The organism is Lacticaseibacillus jixiensis (assembly GCF_042847315.1).
Lineage (GTDB): Bacteria > Bacillota > Bacilli > Lactobacillales > Lactobacillaceae > Lacticaseibacillus > Lacticaseibacillus jixiensis.
On record NZ_BAAFPR010000005.1, the window covers coordinates 135,802 to 148,861 of the forward strand.

Below are 13,060 nucleotides of genomic sequence, written 5' to 3' on the forward strand. Positions count from 1 at the left end.
TAAGTAGGAGGAATATCTCGTGGATCTTATCTTAATGGGCTTACCAGGCGCCGGCAAAGGCACGCAAGCGGAACGCATCGTGGATGAATATCCAATTGCACATATCTCCACTGGGGATATGTTCCGCGCAGCGATGGCTGCCGGCACTGAATTAGGCCTCAAAGCTAAGTCGTTCATGGATGCGGGGCAACTCGTTCCCGATGATGTCACCAGTGGCATCGTCAAGGACCGCTTAGGCGAGAAGGATACAGACGCAGGTTACATGCTCGACGGCTTCCCACGCACGATTGCGCAAGCTGAAGCGCTTGAAACTATCACCGCAGACCTCAACAAGCCTGTTGACGCTGTGATCAACATCGCAGTGGCACCGGAGAAGTTGGTGGAACGGTTATCTGGTCGTTATATCTGCAAGAATTGCGGCGCCACTTATCACAAGCTCTACAACCCAACCAAGGTTGAAGGCACTTGCGATCGCTGTGGCGGTCACGAATTCTTCCAGCGTGACGATGATAAGCCGGAAACGGTGAAGAATCGCCTGAAAGTAAACATCGAAATGAACACGCCGTTGTTGGACTTTTATGAGAAGAAGCAGCTCTTATATACCGTCAACGGTGACCAAGACATCGACTTGGTTTTCGCCGAAATCAAAAAGATCCTGGCCGCAGTTGCAAAGTAGATGACTTCGTCTTTTGCCTGACTCCGGCTTTCCAAAGTCATGAAACTATGGTACAATATCGCGGTATGTGCGGTGAGTGCCTAGGCCTCGCCGCTTTAACGCGTGTTAATGATCCAGAATTTTAGGAGGAAATATTTAGTGGCAAAAGACGATGTAATTGAAATTCAAGGCACCGTGGTGGATACGTTACCCAACGCGATGTTTAAAGTCGAACTTGAGAACGGCGCGACGATCCTGGCTCATGTTTCAGGTAAGATCCGGATGCACTACATCCGCATCCTGCCTGGCGACCGTGTGACAGTTGAATTATCGCCATATGATCTGACCAAAGGCCGGATCACTTACCGTTTCAAGTAATTGCCAGCAGTGGGTTCGCTCACTATCCAATGAGGAGGCTCTATACAATGAAAGTACGTCCATCTGTTAAAAAGATGTGCGAGCATTGCAAGGTCGTACGCCGCAAAGGCCGCGTCATGATCATTTGCTCTGCAAACCCGAAGCACAAGCAACGCCAAGGTTAATTCTAAACAATAAATAGGAGGTGTCTATCGTATGGTTCGTATCGCAGGTGTTGACTTACCACGTGGTAAGCAAATCGTCATTGCCTTGACCTATATCTATGGTATCGGCAAGACTACTGCTCAAAAGATTCTGGCTGAAGCCGGCGTTCCCGAGAACGTTCGCCAAGAAGACCTCACCCCAGATCAAGAAGACAAGATCCGTGCAGCCGTTGATACTGTTAAAGTTGAAGGCGACTTGCGCCGTGAAGTCAACTTGAACATCAAGCGTCTGATGGAAATCGGTTCCTACCGTGGGATCCGTCATCGTCGTGGCCTGCCTGTTCGCGGTCAACATACCAAGAACAACGCACGCACTCGCAAAGGTAAGAAAACTACCATTGCCGGTAAGAAGAAATAATTAACTAGAAGGAGGTAAGCATTCGATGGCAGCACGTAAAACAACACGTAAGCGTCGTGTTCGTAAGAACGTTGAAGCCGGCGTGGCACATATCCACTCCACTTTCAACAACACCTTAGTCATGATCACTGACCCTCGCGGTAACGCGATCGCCTGGTCTTCTGCTGGTGCCCTTGGCTTTAAGGGTTCCCGTAAGTCCACGCCTTTCGCCGCACAAATGGCCGCTGAAGCCGCAGCGAAGGAATCCATGGAACATGGCATGAAGTCCGTAGAAGTCTCTGTTAAAGGCCCTGGTTCTGGCCGTGAAGCCGCGATCCGTTCCTTGCAAGCGACTGGCCTTGAAGTGACCGCGATCCGCGACGTCACCCCAGTGCCGCATAACGGTTCCCGTCCTCCAAAGCGTCGTCGTGTGTAATTTGTCACCCCACGACCCATTTGTGTCGGGTAGGCAAAACTTCACTTCTCGTTTTGAAAGGGGTACAGACTTAGATGATCGAATTTGAAAAGCCAAACATCACCAAAGTTGACGAAAGCACCAACTACGGTAAGTTTGTCGTTGAGCCGCTAGAACGCGGTTACGGCACGACATTGGGCAACTCGCTTCGGCGGATCCTGTTGTCGTCCTTGCCTGGCGCTGCTGTCAGCAACATCCAAATTGATGGCGTACTCCACGAGTTCTCCACGATCGACGGTGTGCTGGAAGACGTCACGCAGATCATCCTGAACATCAAGAAGCTTGCTTTGAAGATGAACACGGAAGAAGACAAAACCGTCGAGATCGATGTTACCGGTCCGGCTACTGTTACCGCTGCAGACATCGTCTCTGATAGTGACGTGACGGTGCTCAATCCTGAGCAGTACATTTGTACAGTTGCAGAAGGCGGCCACTTCCACATCCGGATGACCGTTCGTACCGGCCGCGGCTATGTGGCAGCTGATCAAAACAAAGTTGATGACATGCCGATCGGGGTATTGCCTGTCGACTCGATTTTCACCCCAATCTCTCGGGTCAACTATCAAGTCGAAAGCACCCGTGTTGGACGGCGTAACGACTTCGACAAGCTGACGCTGGACGTTTGGACCAATGGTTCGATCAGCCCACGCGAAGCCATCAGCTTGGCAGCGAAGATCCTCACCGAACACTTGGACATTTTCGTCAACTTGACCGATGAAGCCAAGAACGCTGAGATCATGGTTGAGAAAGAAGAGACCCACAAGGAGAAGATGCTCGAGATGACCATCGAAGAGCTCGACTTGTCTGTCCGTTCATACAACTGCTTGAAGCGTGCCGGCATCAATACGGTTCAGGAATTGACCAACAAAACAGAAGCCGATATGATGAAGGTCCGCAACTTAGGCCGCAAGTCGCTTGAGGAAGTTAAGAACAAGCTTAGCGACCTTGGCTTGGGCCTGCGCACCGAAGACTAACTAGGTAAAGGAGGCAAAACATTCATGAGTTACCGTAAATTAGGACGGACTAGCTCCCAACGTAAGGCTTTGCTTCGCGATCTGACGACGGATCTTTTGATCCACGAACGGATCACGACTACTGAAGCCCGCGCGAAGGAAGTTCGTTCCACCGCTGAAAAGATGATCACGTTAGGTAAGCGTGGCGACTTGCACGCCCGCCGTCAAGCCGCAGCATACCTGCGCAACGAGATCGCTGATGTTAAAGAAGACGGCGACACTGTTGTTGTGCAATCTGCATTGCAGAAATTGTTCAGCGACGTGGCACCGCGTTATGCAGAACGCAATGGTGGTTACACCCGCATTCTGAAAACCGCACCTCGCCGCGGCGATGCTGCGCAAATGGTTATCCTGGAACTGGTTTAGTCACCCAAAGCGCAGTGGCGCGCTTGAGCGGGTCAGGTAGCCTAGCTATTGGACTTGAGGCGTTCTTTGCCTCGAGTACAATAGCGTAGCTAGCTGCACCCGCGATGCGCCAAGCAGCTCGAGGACCAGAGCGGAGCAGACCGGGTTGGCCTGCGCAGCTCGACGACAACACCATTTCCACTACCATTAACATTTTCGATGGTCCACCGGCAACGGTGATCATCTTTTCAAAACCGTTGCGACCCTTGAGGCCGCAGCACTTTGGTCATTTGATCGATGGAGCGTTACGATGATGGTTATCCTCGTTTGATAACTTAGTCTAGCTTGTGAGCACCGGGCAACCGGTGTCTCCATCATTAAATGATTTTTTTTGTACATAAGTTTTCAAGAAGGCTGCTGCGGCAGCCTTTTTTGCGTGGGGTGAGCCAAAGGCAGATGAATCGGCCAAAATATGTTATGATATTGCGGTATGCAAAGTGCGTGACGAGAAAGGATGAAGCGGTTTGGCAGATGCCATCGAGATCTCACATTTGAGTTATCATTATCCACAAGAGCAGCGGGCCGCCTTAGATGACGTGTCGTTTGCTGTGCCGGCAGGCCAATGGTGGGCGATCATCGGGCACAATGGGTCCGGCAAGTCGACTTTAGCCAAGAACATTAACGGCTTGTTAGCGCCTGAGTCAGGAACTGTGACAGTCGCAGGCCTTAAGCTGACTGAAGAAACGGTGTGGGACATTCGCGCCAAAGTCGGTATTGTCTTTCAAAATCCCGATAATCAGTTTGTTGGCGCCACAGTGGCTGATGACGTTGCGTTTGGCTTGGAGAATCGCGCCGTACCGCGCGATGAAATGGTAGTGCGGGTACATGATGCCTTAGAGGCGGTCGGGATGCTGGAATTTGCTAAGCGTGAGCCGGCGCGCCTTTCAGGTGGCCAGAAACAGCGTGTGGCGGTAGCCGGGATCGTGGCGCAGCGCCCAGACATCATCATTCTGGATGAAGCCACGTCGATGCTGGATCCGGCTGGGCGCCAAGAAATCTTGGCGTTGATCCGCGATTTGCGCAAACGTCAGGACTTAACGGTGCTGTCGATCACTCATGATATCGACGAAGCCGCGGCAGCGGATCGCATCTTGTTGTTAGATGACGGCAAGGTCTTAGAAGTCGGCACGCCGGCGCAGATCTTCGCGCATGGTGAAGAATTGCTGCACTTAGGCCTTGATGTGCCATATCCCGAGAAGCTCAAGGCAGCCTTGGCTGCCCGCGGGGTCCAATTACCCGCAACTTACTTAGATGAAGAAAAGGCGGTGTCAGCGCTTTGGACATTACGTTCGACCATGTAAGCTTTACTTATCAAGCAGGAACGCCTTTTGCCGGAGTGGGGCTGAAGGATGTTTCCACGACCATTCATTCAGGCAGTTACACCGCCATCATTGGCCACACCGGCTCAGGCAAATCGACGCTGTTGCAGCATCTCAACGCCTTGTTGAAGCCGACCAGCGGCACGGTGACGATCGGCAAGCGGCAAATCACCAATGAAACCTCTAACAAGAATCTGCGGCCTTTGCGCCAGAAAGTCGGGATGGTGTTTCAGTTTGCTGAGAACCAATTGTTCGAACAAACCGTGGCCAAAGACATCGCTTTTGGCCCAATGAACTTCGGCGCCAGCGAACAAGACGCTTTAGCGTTAGCCGCGAAGATGGTTGAACAAGTCGGCTTACCCAACAGTGTCCTGGAACAGTCGCCTTTTGATCTGTCAGGCGGGCAAATGCGCCGGGTGGCGATTGCTGGCGTCTTGGCGATGCAGCCGGAAGTCTTGGTGCTGGATGAACCCACTGCCGGGCTTGATCCAGCAGGGCGGCATGAAATGATGGCGATGTTCAAGCGACTGCATGATGAACAAGGCCTCACGATTGTCTTGGTGACGCATCAAATGGATGATGTGGCGGATTACGCCGATCATGTCTTGGTGATGGCGCATGGCGAATTGGTGCGCCAAGGCACGCCTGCAGAGATCTTCGCCGATCCTGATTGGCTGCGCGCCAATCAACTGGGCTTGCCGAAAACCACCGCCTTTGCGGAACGCTTGATGCAAGCCGGCTTTAAGTTTGATCCAATGCCGCTGACTGTTGATCAATTGGCCGATCAATTGGCCCAGCAGATCGGAGGTGAGGCGCGTGGATAAGCTGATTTTAGGGCGCTATATCCCAGGCGATTCACCGGTGCATCACCTTGATCCGCGCACCAAGCTGGTGGCGAGTTTCTATTATATTGGGATCATTTTCCTGGCGAATAACTGGCAAAGTTATTTGTTGATGTTTGTGGCGACGATGGTGATGATCTGGTTGTCTAAAGTGCGCCTGGGCTTCTTCTTGCGCGGCGTGCGGCCGATGATCTGGTTGATTTTGTTCACCGTGTTGTTGCAAGTCTTCTTCACCAAAGGCGGCCATGTGTATTGGTCTTGGGGGTGGCTGGCAGTCACGCAATTTGGCTTGACCAATGGCGCGTTCATCTTCATGCGCTTTGTGTTGATCATCTTCATCTCCACGTTGTTGACGCTGACGACACAGCCATTGTCGCTGGCTGATGCGGTGGAATCGCTGCTTAAGCCGTTGCGGGTGCTGCATGTGCCGGTCACGGAATTAGCCTTGGTGTTGCAGATCGCGTTGCGCTTTGTGCCGACCTTGATGGATCAAACCACCAAGATCATGAACGCTCAGCGCGCCCGCGGGGTGGACTTTGGTTCAGGTAATTTGTTTCAACAAATGAAAGCTGTCGTGCCGTTATTAATTCCGTTGTTCGTGGATTCGTTCGGCATTGCCGAAGACTTGGCCACTGCCATGGATGCCCGCGGGTATCAAGGCGGCGACAACCGGACCAAGTTTCGGATCTTGCAATACCATACCCGAGACATTTACGCCGCGGTTGTCATGGCGTTGCTGACAATAGCTTTGGTATTCTTACGCCGCTAAGTTGCACCAAGGGCCTGTGTTGCCGCAGTTGCGGTGGCACAGGCCCTTGGTGTGAAAATTGGATTTAATTGGAGAAAACAATGACACATTACAAACTGACCCTGGCCTATGATGGCACCAACTTCGCCGGCTATCAGATCCAGCCGCATCAACGCACCGTTCAAGGCGTCTTACAGAAGGCCTTAGGCAAAATGGCTAAAGTCGACGCGATTCATGTCGACGGCTCTGGCCGCACCGATTCTGGCGTGCATGCCTTGGGCCAAGTTGTTTCTTTTGATTTCCCAGGCAATATTCCCGAAACGGCGATGCTGCGCGCAATGAACTCACTGATGCCGTTGGATATTGAGATCCTGCAGGCAGAATATGCTGCGCCGGATTTTCATGCGCGCTATTCCGCCAAAGGCAAGCGCTATATGTATCGTGTCGCCCGCGGCCGCTTCACCGATCCGTTCAACCGCTTATATACCGGACACTGGCCTTATCCCTTGGATCTGACGAAGATCCAAACGGCATTAGGTGACGTGGTTGGAACGCATGACTTCACGAGTTTTGCCGCCAGTGGTGGGGTGATCGTGGATAAGGTGCGCACGATTTACGAAGCCACGGTGCAAGACGACCCGGCGCATAACGAAGTGGTCTTTGAATTCTATGGTAACGGCTTCTTGTATAATATGGTGCGCATCTTGGTGGCAACGTTATTGGAAATCGGTTCTGGGCGCCGCGATGTTCATGATTTCTTGCGGTTGTACGAAGTCAAAGACCGGCAACAAGCACGCGGTACCGCGCCGGCGTCTGGACTATATCTCAAAGAGGTGTATTATTAGAATATTCTCATATTAGGAGTGGGTCGCGGTGAAAAGCAGGCAAACATGGTTGATCGCATTAGGGGTGTTCTTGATCGGGGCGAATCTGCGCTTGCCGATCACGATGATCCCGCCGTTATTGGCACCACTGGCACAAGCAGGATTATTGCCGCATGCATTGGCGGGTTTGATGACCACGATTCCGTTGGCGATGTTTGCCGTGGCGTCACCTGCGATCGGGCGCTTAGGGGCCAAGCATGGTGTCGGCAAGGTGATCTTGTTGGCGGCTGTGGCCTTGGTGGCTGGTGCGGCTTTGCGCTTGGTGCCGAGTGCTTGGGGTTTGCTAGGCGGCACGGCTTTGGTCGGCGTCGGCATCACGGGTGGCAACGTGTTGCTGCCGGCGCTGATCAAACAAGAATTCCCGCAGCACATCGCGGTGATGACGACGATGTACACGGTGGCCATGGGGCTCATCGCCAGCTTGGGTACTGGTACGTCTGGGCGTTTGGCGGCAACAATTGGTGTCACCAAAACCATGGCGCTGCTAGGCGGCGGGACCATTGTGGCCTTGGTGGTGTGGCTGCTGGTGATGCCGCAGTTGCAGCGCCAAGTGCCATCAGCTGGCGTTTCGCGTTTACGCTTGACCAACCAAAGCTTGGCTTGGCTGATCGCGTTATTCTTTGGCCTGCAGTCGCTATTGTATTATTCACTGCTGACTTGGCTGCCGACAATTTGGCAAAATGCGGGTTTTGCGGCGGTGCATGCCGGCAGTTTGGCGACGCTGTTTCAGCTGTTTAGCATGCCGCTGACCTTGGTGACGCCTAGCGTGGCTGAGCGCAAGCACGGCTTGGCAATCATTGTGGCCATTGCCAGCGGCGGTTTTGCTTTGGGGCTGCTTGGGATCTTGTGGGGACCGATGGTATTTTGGTTTCAAGCGGCGATGGCGATCATTGCCGGTGCTGCCAGCGGGGCGGCATTCTCGATTTGCATCGTGTTCTTTCAGAAGAAAACGACCACGGCTGCGGCGACGGCCAGTTTGTCTGGTATGGCCCAAGCTGGTGGGTATCTGCTGGCAGCGGTAGGGCCGGTGAGCTTCTCGTGGCTGGCGGCGGCGATTGCTTGGCCGGGCGTTTTGTGGTTATGCGTGGCGCTTAGTTTGCTGATGGGCTTGTGTGGTTGGCAAATCATTCACCAGCCGGCGATCACAATATGAAAATTTCATTCGTCGATTGACGCGGCAGCAATTTTGCGGTACATTAGTAGCTGGTATTGTTTGCCCCACGATAAGCCCCGGAAACTTAACGTGTCAAACTCTTACTGAACAAACTGGAGGAAACAAATCGTGCGTACAACATTCATGGCTAAGCCAGGCGAAATCGAACGTAAGTGGTATGTGATCGACGCAACAGACATCGCCCTTGGGCGCTTGTCTTCTGTTGTTGCCAGCATCCTGCGCGGCAAGAACAAGCCTACCTTTACCCCAAACGTCGACACTGGTGATAACGTCATCGTGATCAACGCTGCAAAACTTAAGTTAACCGGCAAAAAGGCCTCTGACAAGATCTACTACCGTCACAGCCAGCATCCGGGTGGTTTGAAGCATGAAGTCGCTGGCGACTTGCTGAAGAACAACCCTGCTCGTTTGGTTGAATACTCTGTCAAGAAGATGCTGCCAACCAAGAACACTCTTGGCCATCAACAATTCTTGAAGCTTCACGTGTATGCAGGGGAAGATCATTCCCATGCTGCCCAGAAGCCTGAAGTACTCGACATCACGAACTTAATCTAAGGAGGATACAACTGTGGCTCAAGTATCTTACAGCGGCACTGGTCGTCGCAAAAACTCCGTTGCCCGGGTCCGTTTGGTTCCTGGTACCGGCAAGATCACGATGAACGGCAAAGACGTTCACGACTACCTGCCTTATGAACATTTGATTCTGGACATGACCCAACCTTTCAGCATGACTGAAACCACCGGCCAATATGATGTCCTCGTTAACGTTAACGGCGGCGGTTACACCGGCCAAGCCGGCGCAACTCGTCACGGCATCGCCCGTGCCTTGCTTACCGTTGACCCAGACTTCCGTGGCGCTTTGAAGCGTGGCGGTATGCTGACTCGTGACCCTCGTATGAAGGAACGTAAGAAGCCAGGTCTCAAAAAGGCTCGTAAGGCTAGTCAATTCTCAAAGCGTTAATCCATTTGATTATCGCCCAGGAAATGCCGGTGCAACGGCGTTTCTGCGAATTTCTTTTACAAAAGTGGTTGGGTGGATTTCCGCTCAATCACTTTTTTTCTCCTACAAATTGGTCCGATTTTGGGCCGATTTTTTTTTGCTCGTAATTGTTAATCAAATTGGTCGGTGAGTTTTTACGTTGCGTTGGGCGTGTTCATGACAAATGTGATGTCTTTTCTTTGGCTTCTGCCTTGGCACGCGCTTCCGCAATTCGTTTAGCAAACATGTTGTTGGTCGTGAGGTTGACGATATCCGGCGTGTTAACGTAGATGCGAGTCGTCGCCACGTCGGAATGCGTTAGAGCCGCAGAAATTGCTTCCATAGTAGCACCTCCTTCTAATGCCAAAGTTGAATATGTGTGGCGCAATTTATGGGGATAGGCATGTTTTAGCGATGGATGTCGCTTCCCTATGGAGTTTAGACGGTAATTCAAAAAATCGGCATGTAGCGGCTGATTCATGTGCCCTCGGTTGTCTGTATAGGTGAAGACAAACTGTTCGCCGTCTAACTTCGTGATGCCTACTGAGGCTAATTGATCAGCTTGATGCTCCTTCCATTTTTTTAGTAATGCGATGATGAAATCCGGCAACTGAATTTTGGTTTGCTTGTGTCCTTTTGTGGGACCAAGTTCCTTATGCTTGTTGAGGGCATTCATGACATAGATATATCCATTCTCTAGGTCAACATAGCGCCAACGCAACCCATAAGATTCGCTTTTACGATCGCCAAGATTCAATGTTAGCACGAAAAGTAGATATTCTTCTTCTGAAAGTTTTCCAGATTCGAGGTCGGTTCTTGCAGCATCAATCCAAGCAATCAATTCATCGGCAGTCAGAGCTTCACCTTCAGCAACACGCTTATCATGAAGCCGCTTTTTCTTTGGTGAATTGACAAAACGCAAAATTTTAGCAATCCGGTTAACTTCGATGAAGTCTGCTGCTTCAGCTACATCAAAAAGTTGACCGACGTAACTTTTGATGGTTCTGATATTAGCGTATTGCTCTCCTAAGATTGCCAATTCTTCCATGACAATCTGGTTATGCTCATTGAGATAGGTCAGTGAGTACTTTCCGAATAGAGGGAGCAAGTGAAGCCGGAAAATGTTCTTGGTTTGGTCAACTGTTGCTTTAGTTGGAATTGTTCGAATACGCCCGCTACCACCAGCTTCATAGAGTGGAAGCCAAAGTGTTTCATAAAAATCCTTGAATGAGATCTCTCCTTTGAGTGACATAACGCGATCAGTTCCGGTTTGTGTCACGGTTTCAATTTTTGTTTGTATCTCCCTTTCTAGGCGTTGCGCCTCTGCCTTGGTTGGAACGGTCTTGCGAAAGCGTGATTCTCCGTTCGCGAGAATTTCGCGTACGTTTTTTGGGAAAAACACTTCAACGCGGTAGTTACCAGCCTTTGTTTCGTGAATAGTCATATCATTTACCTCCTACAGTCAGTTGTACGACGGTAGAACGTAAGAAAACTACGAGGTCATCATACCATCTACCGATTGAAGTTGCATAGTTGTCGATTTTTGCCTGTGGATAAGTTGTGCATAAGTTCTTAGGATTTGTTGAGATGCTCTGACATCTTGTGCATCCACTTGTCAATTTCGACTCGATCTAGACGGATAGTTCCACCTATGACAATCTGCGGTAGTCCGAGCTCGATCCAAATAGTTAGCGTGTTGAATGCAATCCCTAAATATTCGCAAGCTTCTTTTTTTGAAAGGTAGCGAACATTTACCAGCATATCAGCGCGCACCCGCTTGGTCTCCATTAGAATCATTTGGTAGATTTCTTCGCGAAGCTTAGTGAGCTGCTCATCCGCTAATACCACTGATAGTATGTTTTGATTTGATACTTCCATGAATTAGTACCTCCTGGTATACGGTCTATTTCTGCGCTTGTAGACCCTCTCATAGGTACAGTCGAAATTTTTGGTGAAAATGGGACAGCTCTGCTGATTTTTTTCAGTAGGGCTTTTTTTTCGTGGCTGATGAGACCGTGTTATTCGGTATGAGGTAGCAAATAATAAATATTTTTGAATTCGATGTCCCATATTCATGTTTTTTTTCGACTGTAATTGGTGAAGGGGGAAAGCACAATTACAGGAGGCAAGATATGAGAACCGAACTAGAGGTTTCAAGGATATTCGTTCAGTTTATTACGAGCGGTGTGCGCCACGCTCGAATCGATTCCTACCGTAAGCGAAATATGCAAGCCAAAGCGATACCGATTTACCCGATGGAACTCCAATTGATGGATCGATTACAACTTCGTCAACCAGCACGGCTGCTTGAGACGATTCCAATCAATCAGATTCCGCATCTCGAAGATTATATTGTGAACGATCGGTTATCAGATGCTATCGCACGATTAAATGACGAGGAAAAATTCGTTATTTATTGTAAGACTGTTGAGACCATGACGGATGCCGAAATTGGAAGCTTATTAGGCCGTAGTCGGTCGGCAATTAGTAAACTGCGGCACCGGTTATATCAAAAACTGCTGAAAGTTTATCAAGACGATGCTAATGGGGGTAACTAATGAAGCAAGCACGTAATCTTGTTCCTACCATTCGGAAGGCTCAGTCAGGTGATCCAATAGCAATGAAAAAGCTGATGAAGGATTTTAAGCCGTTGATTGAGTACAATGCCCGGTATGGGCGAGCTCATATTGATGAAGACGAATCCCAAAGCTTGTACTTATTGGTTTTCATAATGATTCAAGCGTTTGATTTGGACCTTTATTTAAACGGTGGAGGTCATTAGCCGTTAAATATGCAAACTGCCAATACATATATATCTACGATAGTGGCGTGAACTCTTCCCCCGTATTAAACGCCAGCTGGTCCGGTGCCGGGCGAGTAGATATTGTGTAGAGAGGAGGTAGCGATGAGTGACAGCCGGCGTTTTGATCGGCGAAAATTTCATGAGCGTCGAGTATCCCGATTCTCGATGACGGACATGATGCAGCAAGGAATATTTGTTGAAGATAGTCTAGGTCGAGAGTGGATCAACAACGATAACGGTTATTTCACGTTACAGGCATTCCCTGAAGCAAACAAAGTGGTGATCCTGTCACTGAGTGAAATATATCGCAAAGCAAGGATCGTTCTTGATGGAAATCGGCGGATCATTGCAAGACGACGCAAGTCAGATGATCGCCTTGATCGTATTGCATTTGTCCCTAAGTGAGGTGCTGAAGATGTCAGTTAACCTTAATCCCCATCGAAAAATTCCAGAGTGGGAAGCAAAGCTTTGGGTGTTAGAGGCTCGTTACGGCTCAATAGTCAAGGCGCCGGATGATGACGCCGATTACCTCGCTATGCGCAAAGCGGTGGCTAAGATGTTTTCGGCTAATCGTAGTCGTTGATTTCGGCCAACATAGGCTGAAGTTCGCAAGGTGATACCGTATCAAACCTGAGTATTAACACACGTCACGGGTGCCACCAACTTTACGGAGTTGGTGGTAGTCGTGAGTGCACGACAAATCGTCGTGTACAGCCATGTTCTTTGAAATCTGAATAGCACAAGAACCTAGCCCGCCACGCGCCATACCGTTGCGGTTGCTGCCAAAGGAATAAACCAACGCATAGGCAGTGCTAGAAGCCCAAACGGGAAGCAGTATGGCACAT

The 13,060-nt window shown here is 50.3% G+C and carries 19 protein-coding genes; 17 read left to right on the forward strand and 2 right to left on the reverse strand.

The window, feature by feature from the left end; all coding sequences use genetic code 11:
- Nucleotides 1–19 precede the first annotated feature (19 nt).
- From ACGG90_RS04845 to rpsI, 14 genes are all read left to right on the forward strand, one after another.
- Nucleotides 20–676: an adenylate kinase gene (locus ACGG90_RS04845; RefSeq protein ID WP_390406551.1), complete on the forward strand. Its 657-nt coding sequence runs from the start codon at nucleotides 20–22 to the stop codon at nucleotides 674–676.
- 138 nt (nucleotides 677–814) lie between these two features.
- Entirely contained in the window at nucleotides 815–1,033 is a 219-nt protein-coding gene (gene infA, locus ACGG90_RS04850; protein WP_054717703.1) for a translation initiation factor IF-1, read from the forward strand.
- A 47-nt stretch (nucleotides 1,034–1,080) separates the two neighbouring features.
- Nucleotides 1,081–1,197: a 50S ribosomal protein L36 gene (rpmJ, locus tag ACGG90_RS04855; protein WP_003567518.1), complete on the forward strand. Its 117-nt coding sequence runs from the start codon at nucleotides 1,081–1,083 to the stop codon at nucleotides 1,195–1,197.
- Nucleotides 1,198–1,228: 31 nt separating this feature from the next.
- On the forward strand, nucleotides 1,229–1,594 hold the full coding sequence (rpsM, locus tag ACGG90_RS04860; protein WP_390406562.1) for a 30S ribosomal protein S13: 366 nt from the start codon (nucleotides 1,229–1,231) through the stop codon (nucleotides 1,592–1,594).
- A 25-nt stretch (nucleotides 1,595–1,619) separates the two neighbouring features.
- A complete protein-coding gene (gene rpsK, locus ACGG90_RS04865; protein WP_390406565.1) occupies nucleotides 1,620–2,009 on the forward strand; it encodes a 30S ribosomal protein S11 in 390 nt (129 codons plus the stop codon).
- Nucleotides 2,010–2,083: 74 nt separating this feature from the next.
- Nucleotides 2,084–3,022 (forward strand): DNA-directed RNA polymerase subunit alpha, encoded by a 939-nt coding sequence (locus ACGG90_RS04870; RefSeq protein WP_390406568.1) that lies wholly within the window; start codon nucleotides 2,084–2,086, stop codon nucleotides 3,020–3,022.
- Between the two features lie 24 nt (nucleotides 3,023–3,046).
- Nucleotides 3,047–3,427, forward strand: coding sequence for a 50S ribosomal protein L17 (gene rplQ, locus ACGG90_RS04875; RefSeq protein WP_390406571.1), 381 nt, complete (start codon nucleotides 3,047–3,049; stop codon nucleotides 3,425–3,427).
- A gap of 503 nt (nucleotides 3,428–3,930) precedes the next feature.
- Nucleotides 3,931–4,767: an energy-coupling factor ABC transporter ATP-binding protein gene (locus ACGG90_RS04880; protein ID WP_390406573.1), complete on the forward strand. Its 837-nt coding sequence runs from the start codon at nucleotides 3,931–3,933 to the stop codon at nucleotides 4,765–4,767.
- On the forward strand, nucleotides 4,743–5,609 hold the full coding sequence (locus ACGG90_RS04885; RefSeq protein ID WP_390406575.1) for an energy-coupling factor ABC transporter ATP-binding protein: 867 nt from the start codon (nucleotides 4,743–4,745) through the stop codon (nucleotides 5,607–5,609). The genes ACGG90_RS04880 and ACGG90_RS04885 overlap by 25 nt, the downstream gene beginning before the upstream one ends.
- Nucleotides 5,602–6,396 carry an energy-coupling factor transporter transmembrane component T family protein gene (locus ACGG90_RS04890; RefSeq protein WP_390406577.1) on the forward strand — a complete coding sequence of 265 codons (795 nt, stop codon included), beginning with the start codon at nucleotides 5,602–5,604 and terminating at the stop codon, nucleotides 6,394–6,396. Before ACGG90_RS04885 ends, ACGG90_RS04890 begins: the two co-directional genes overlap by 8 nt.
- 80 nt (nucleotides 6,397–6,476) lie before the next feature.
- Nucleotides 6,477–7,220, forward strand: coding sequence for a tRNA pseudouridine(38-40) synthase TruA (gene truA, locus ACGG90_RS04895; RefSeq protein ID WP_390406580.1), 744 nt, complete (start codon nucleotides 6,477–6,479; stop codon nucleotides 7,218–7,220).
- Between the two features lie 28 nt (nucleotides 7,221–7,248).
- Nucleotides 7,249–8,412 carry an MFS transporter gene (locus ACGG90_RS04900; RefSeq protein ID WP_390406583.1) on the forward strand — a complete coding sequence of 388 codons (1,164 nt, stop codon included), beginning with the start codon at nucleotides 7,249–7,251 and terminating at the stop codon, nucleotides 8,410–8,412.
- 129 nt (nucleotides 8,413–8,541) lie between these two features.
- Nucleotides 8,542–8,988, forward strand: coding sequence for a 50S ribosomal protein L13 (gene rplM / locus ACGG90_RS04905; RefSeq protein WP_390406585.1), 447 nt, complete (start codon nucleotides 8,542–8,544; stop codon nucleotides 8,986–8,988).
- Nucleotides 8,989–9,001: 13 nt separating this feature from the next.
- Nucleotides 9,002–9,394, forward strand: coding sequence for a 30S ribosomal protein S9 (rpsI, locus tag ACGG90_RS04910; protein WP_125709042.1), 393 nt, complete (start codon nucleotides 9,002–9,004; stop codon nucleotides 9,392–9,394).
- 193 nt (nucleotides 9,395–9,587) lie between these two features.
- On the opposite strand, the gene ACGG90_RS04915 is transcribed toward rpsI, so the two are convergent.
- Entirely contained in the window at nucleotides 9,588–10,856 is a 1,269-nt protein-coding gene (locus tag ACGG90_RS04915) for a site-specific integrase (protein WP_003663021.1), read from the reverse strand.
- Nucleotides 10,857–10,984: 128 nt separating this feature from the next.
- A complete protein-coding gene (locus tag ACGG90_RS04920) occupies nucleotides 10,985–11,290 on the reverse strand; it encodes a hypothetical protein (protein ID WP_003663023.1) in 306 nt (101 codons plus the stop codon).
- A 254-nt stretch (nucleotides 11,291–11,544) separates the two neighbouring features.
- Here ACGG90_RS04920 and ACGG90_RS04925 point away from each other — a divergent pair, with 254 nt between their 5' ends.
- The 3 genes from ACGG90_RS04925 (at nucleotide 11,545) to ACGG90_RS04935 (ending at nucleotide 12,620) form a co-directional block, all read left to right on the forward strand.
- Nucleotides 11,545–11,970, forward strand: a complete 426-nt coding sequence (locus ACGG90_RS04925) for a sigma-70 family RNA polymerase sigma factor (protein ID WP_003663025.1) — start codon at nucleotides 11,545–11,547, stop codon at nucleotides 11,968–11,970.
- Nucleotides 11,970–12,194 (forward strand): helix-turn-helix domain-containing protein, encoded by a 225-nt coding sequence (locus tag ACGG90_RS04930; protein WP_003663026.1) that lies wholly within the window; start codon nucleotides 11,970–11,972, stop codon nucleotides 12,192–12,194. Before ACGG90_RS04925 ends, ACGG90_RS04930 begins: the two co-directional genes overlap by 1 nt.
- 123 nt (nucleotides 12,195–12,317) lie before the next feature.
- On the forward strand, nucleotides 12,318–12,620 hold the full coding sequence (locus tag ACGG90_RS04935) for a hypothetical protein (RefSeq protein WP_003663027.1): 303 nt from the start codon (nucleotides 12,318–12,320) through the stop codon (nucleotides 12,618–12,620).
- Nucleotides 12,621–13,060: the final 440 nt, after the last annotated feature.

What these genes read in the sequence shown, in the direction of transcription:
- ACGG90_RS04935 (WP_003663027.1), top strand. Translation starts at nt 12,318, where the DNA reads ATGAGTGACAGCCGGCGTTTTGATCGGCGAAAATTTCATGAGCGTCGA.
- ACGG90_RS04920 (WP_003663023.1), bottom strand. Translation starts at nt 11,290, where the DNA reads ATGGAAGTATCAAATCAAAACATACTATCAGTGGTATTAGCGGATGAG.
- truA (WP_390406580.1), top strand. Translation starts at nt 6,477, where the DNA reads ATGACACATTACAAACTGACCCTGGCCTATGATGGCACCAACTTCGCC.
- ACGG90_RS04915 (WP_003663021.1), bottom strand. Translation starts at nt 10,856, where the DNA reads ATGACTATTCACGAAACAAAGGCTGGTAACTACCGCGTTGAAGTGTTT.
- rpsM (WP_390406562.1), top strand. Translation starts at nt 1,229, where the DNA reads ATGGTTCGTATCGCAGGTGTTGACTTACCACGTGGTAAGCAAATCGTC.
- ACGG90_RS04925 (WP_003663025.1), top strand. Translation starts at nt 11,545, where the DNA reads ATGAGAACCGAACTAGAGGTTTCAAGGATATTCGTTCAGTTTATTACG.
- rplQ (WP_390406571.1), top strand. Translation starts at nt 3,047, where the DNA reads ATGAGTTACCGTAAATTAGGACGGACTAGCTCCCAACGTAAGGCTTTG.
- rpsK (WP_390406565.1), top strand. Translation starts at nt 1,620, where the DNA reads ATGGCAGCACGTAAAACAACACGTAAGCGTCGTGTTCGTAAGAACGTT.
- ACGG90_RS04930 (WP_003663026.1), top strand. Translation starts at nt 11,970, where the DNA reads ATGAAGCAAGCACGTAATCTTGTTCCTACCATTCGGAAGGCTCAGTCA.
- ACGG90_RS04870 (WP_390406568.1), top strand. Translation starts at nt 2,084, where the DNA reads ATGATCGAATTTGAAAAGCCAAACATCACCAAAGTTGACGAAAGCACC.
- rpmJ (WP_003567518.1), top strand. Translation starts at nt 1,081, where the DNA reads ATGAAAGTACGTCCATCTGTTAAAAAGATGTGCGAGCATTGCAAGGTC.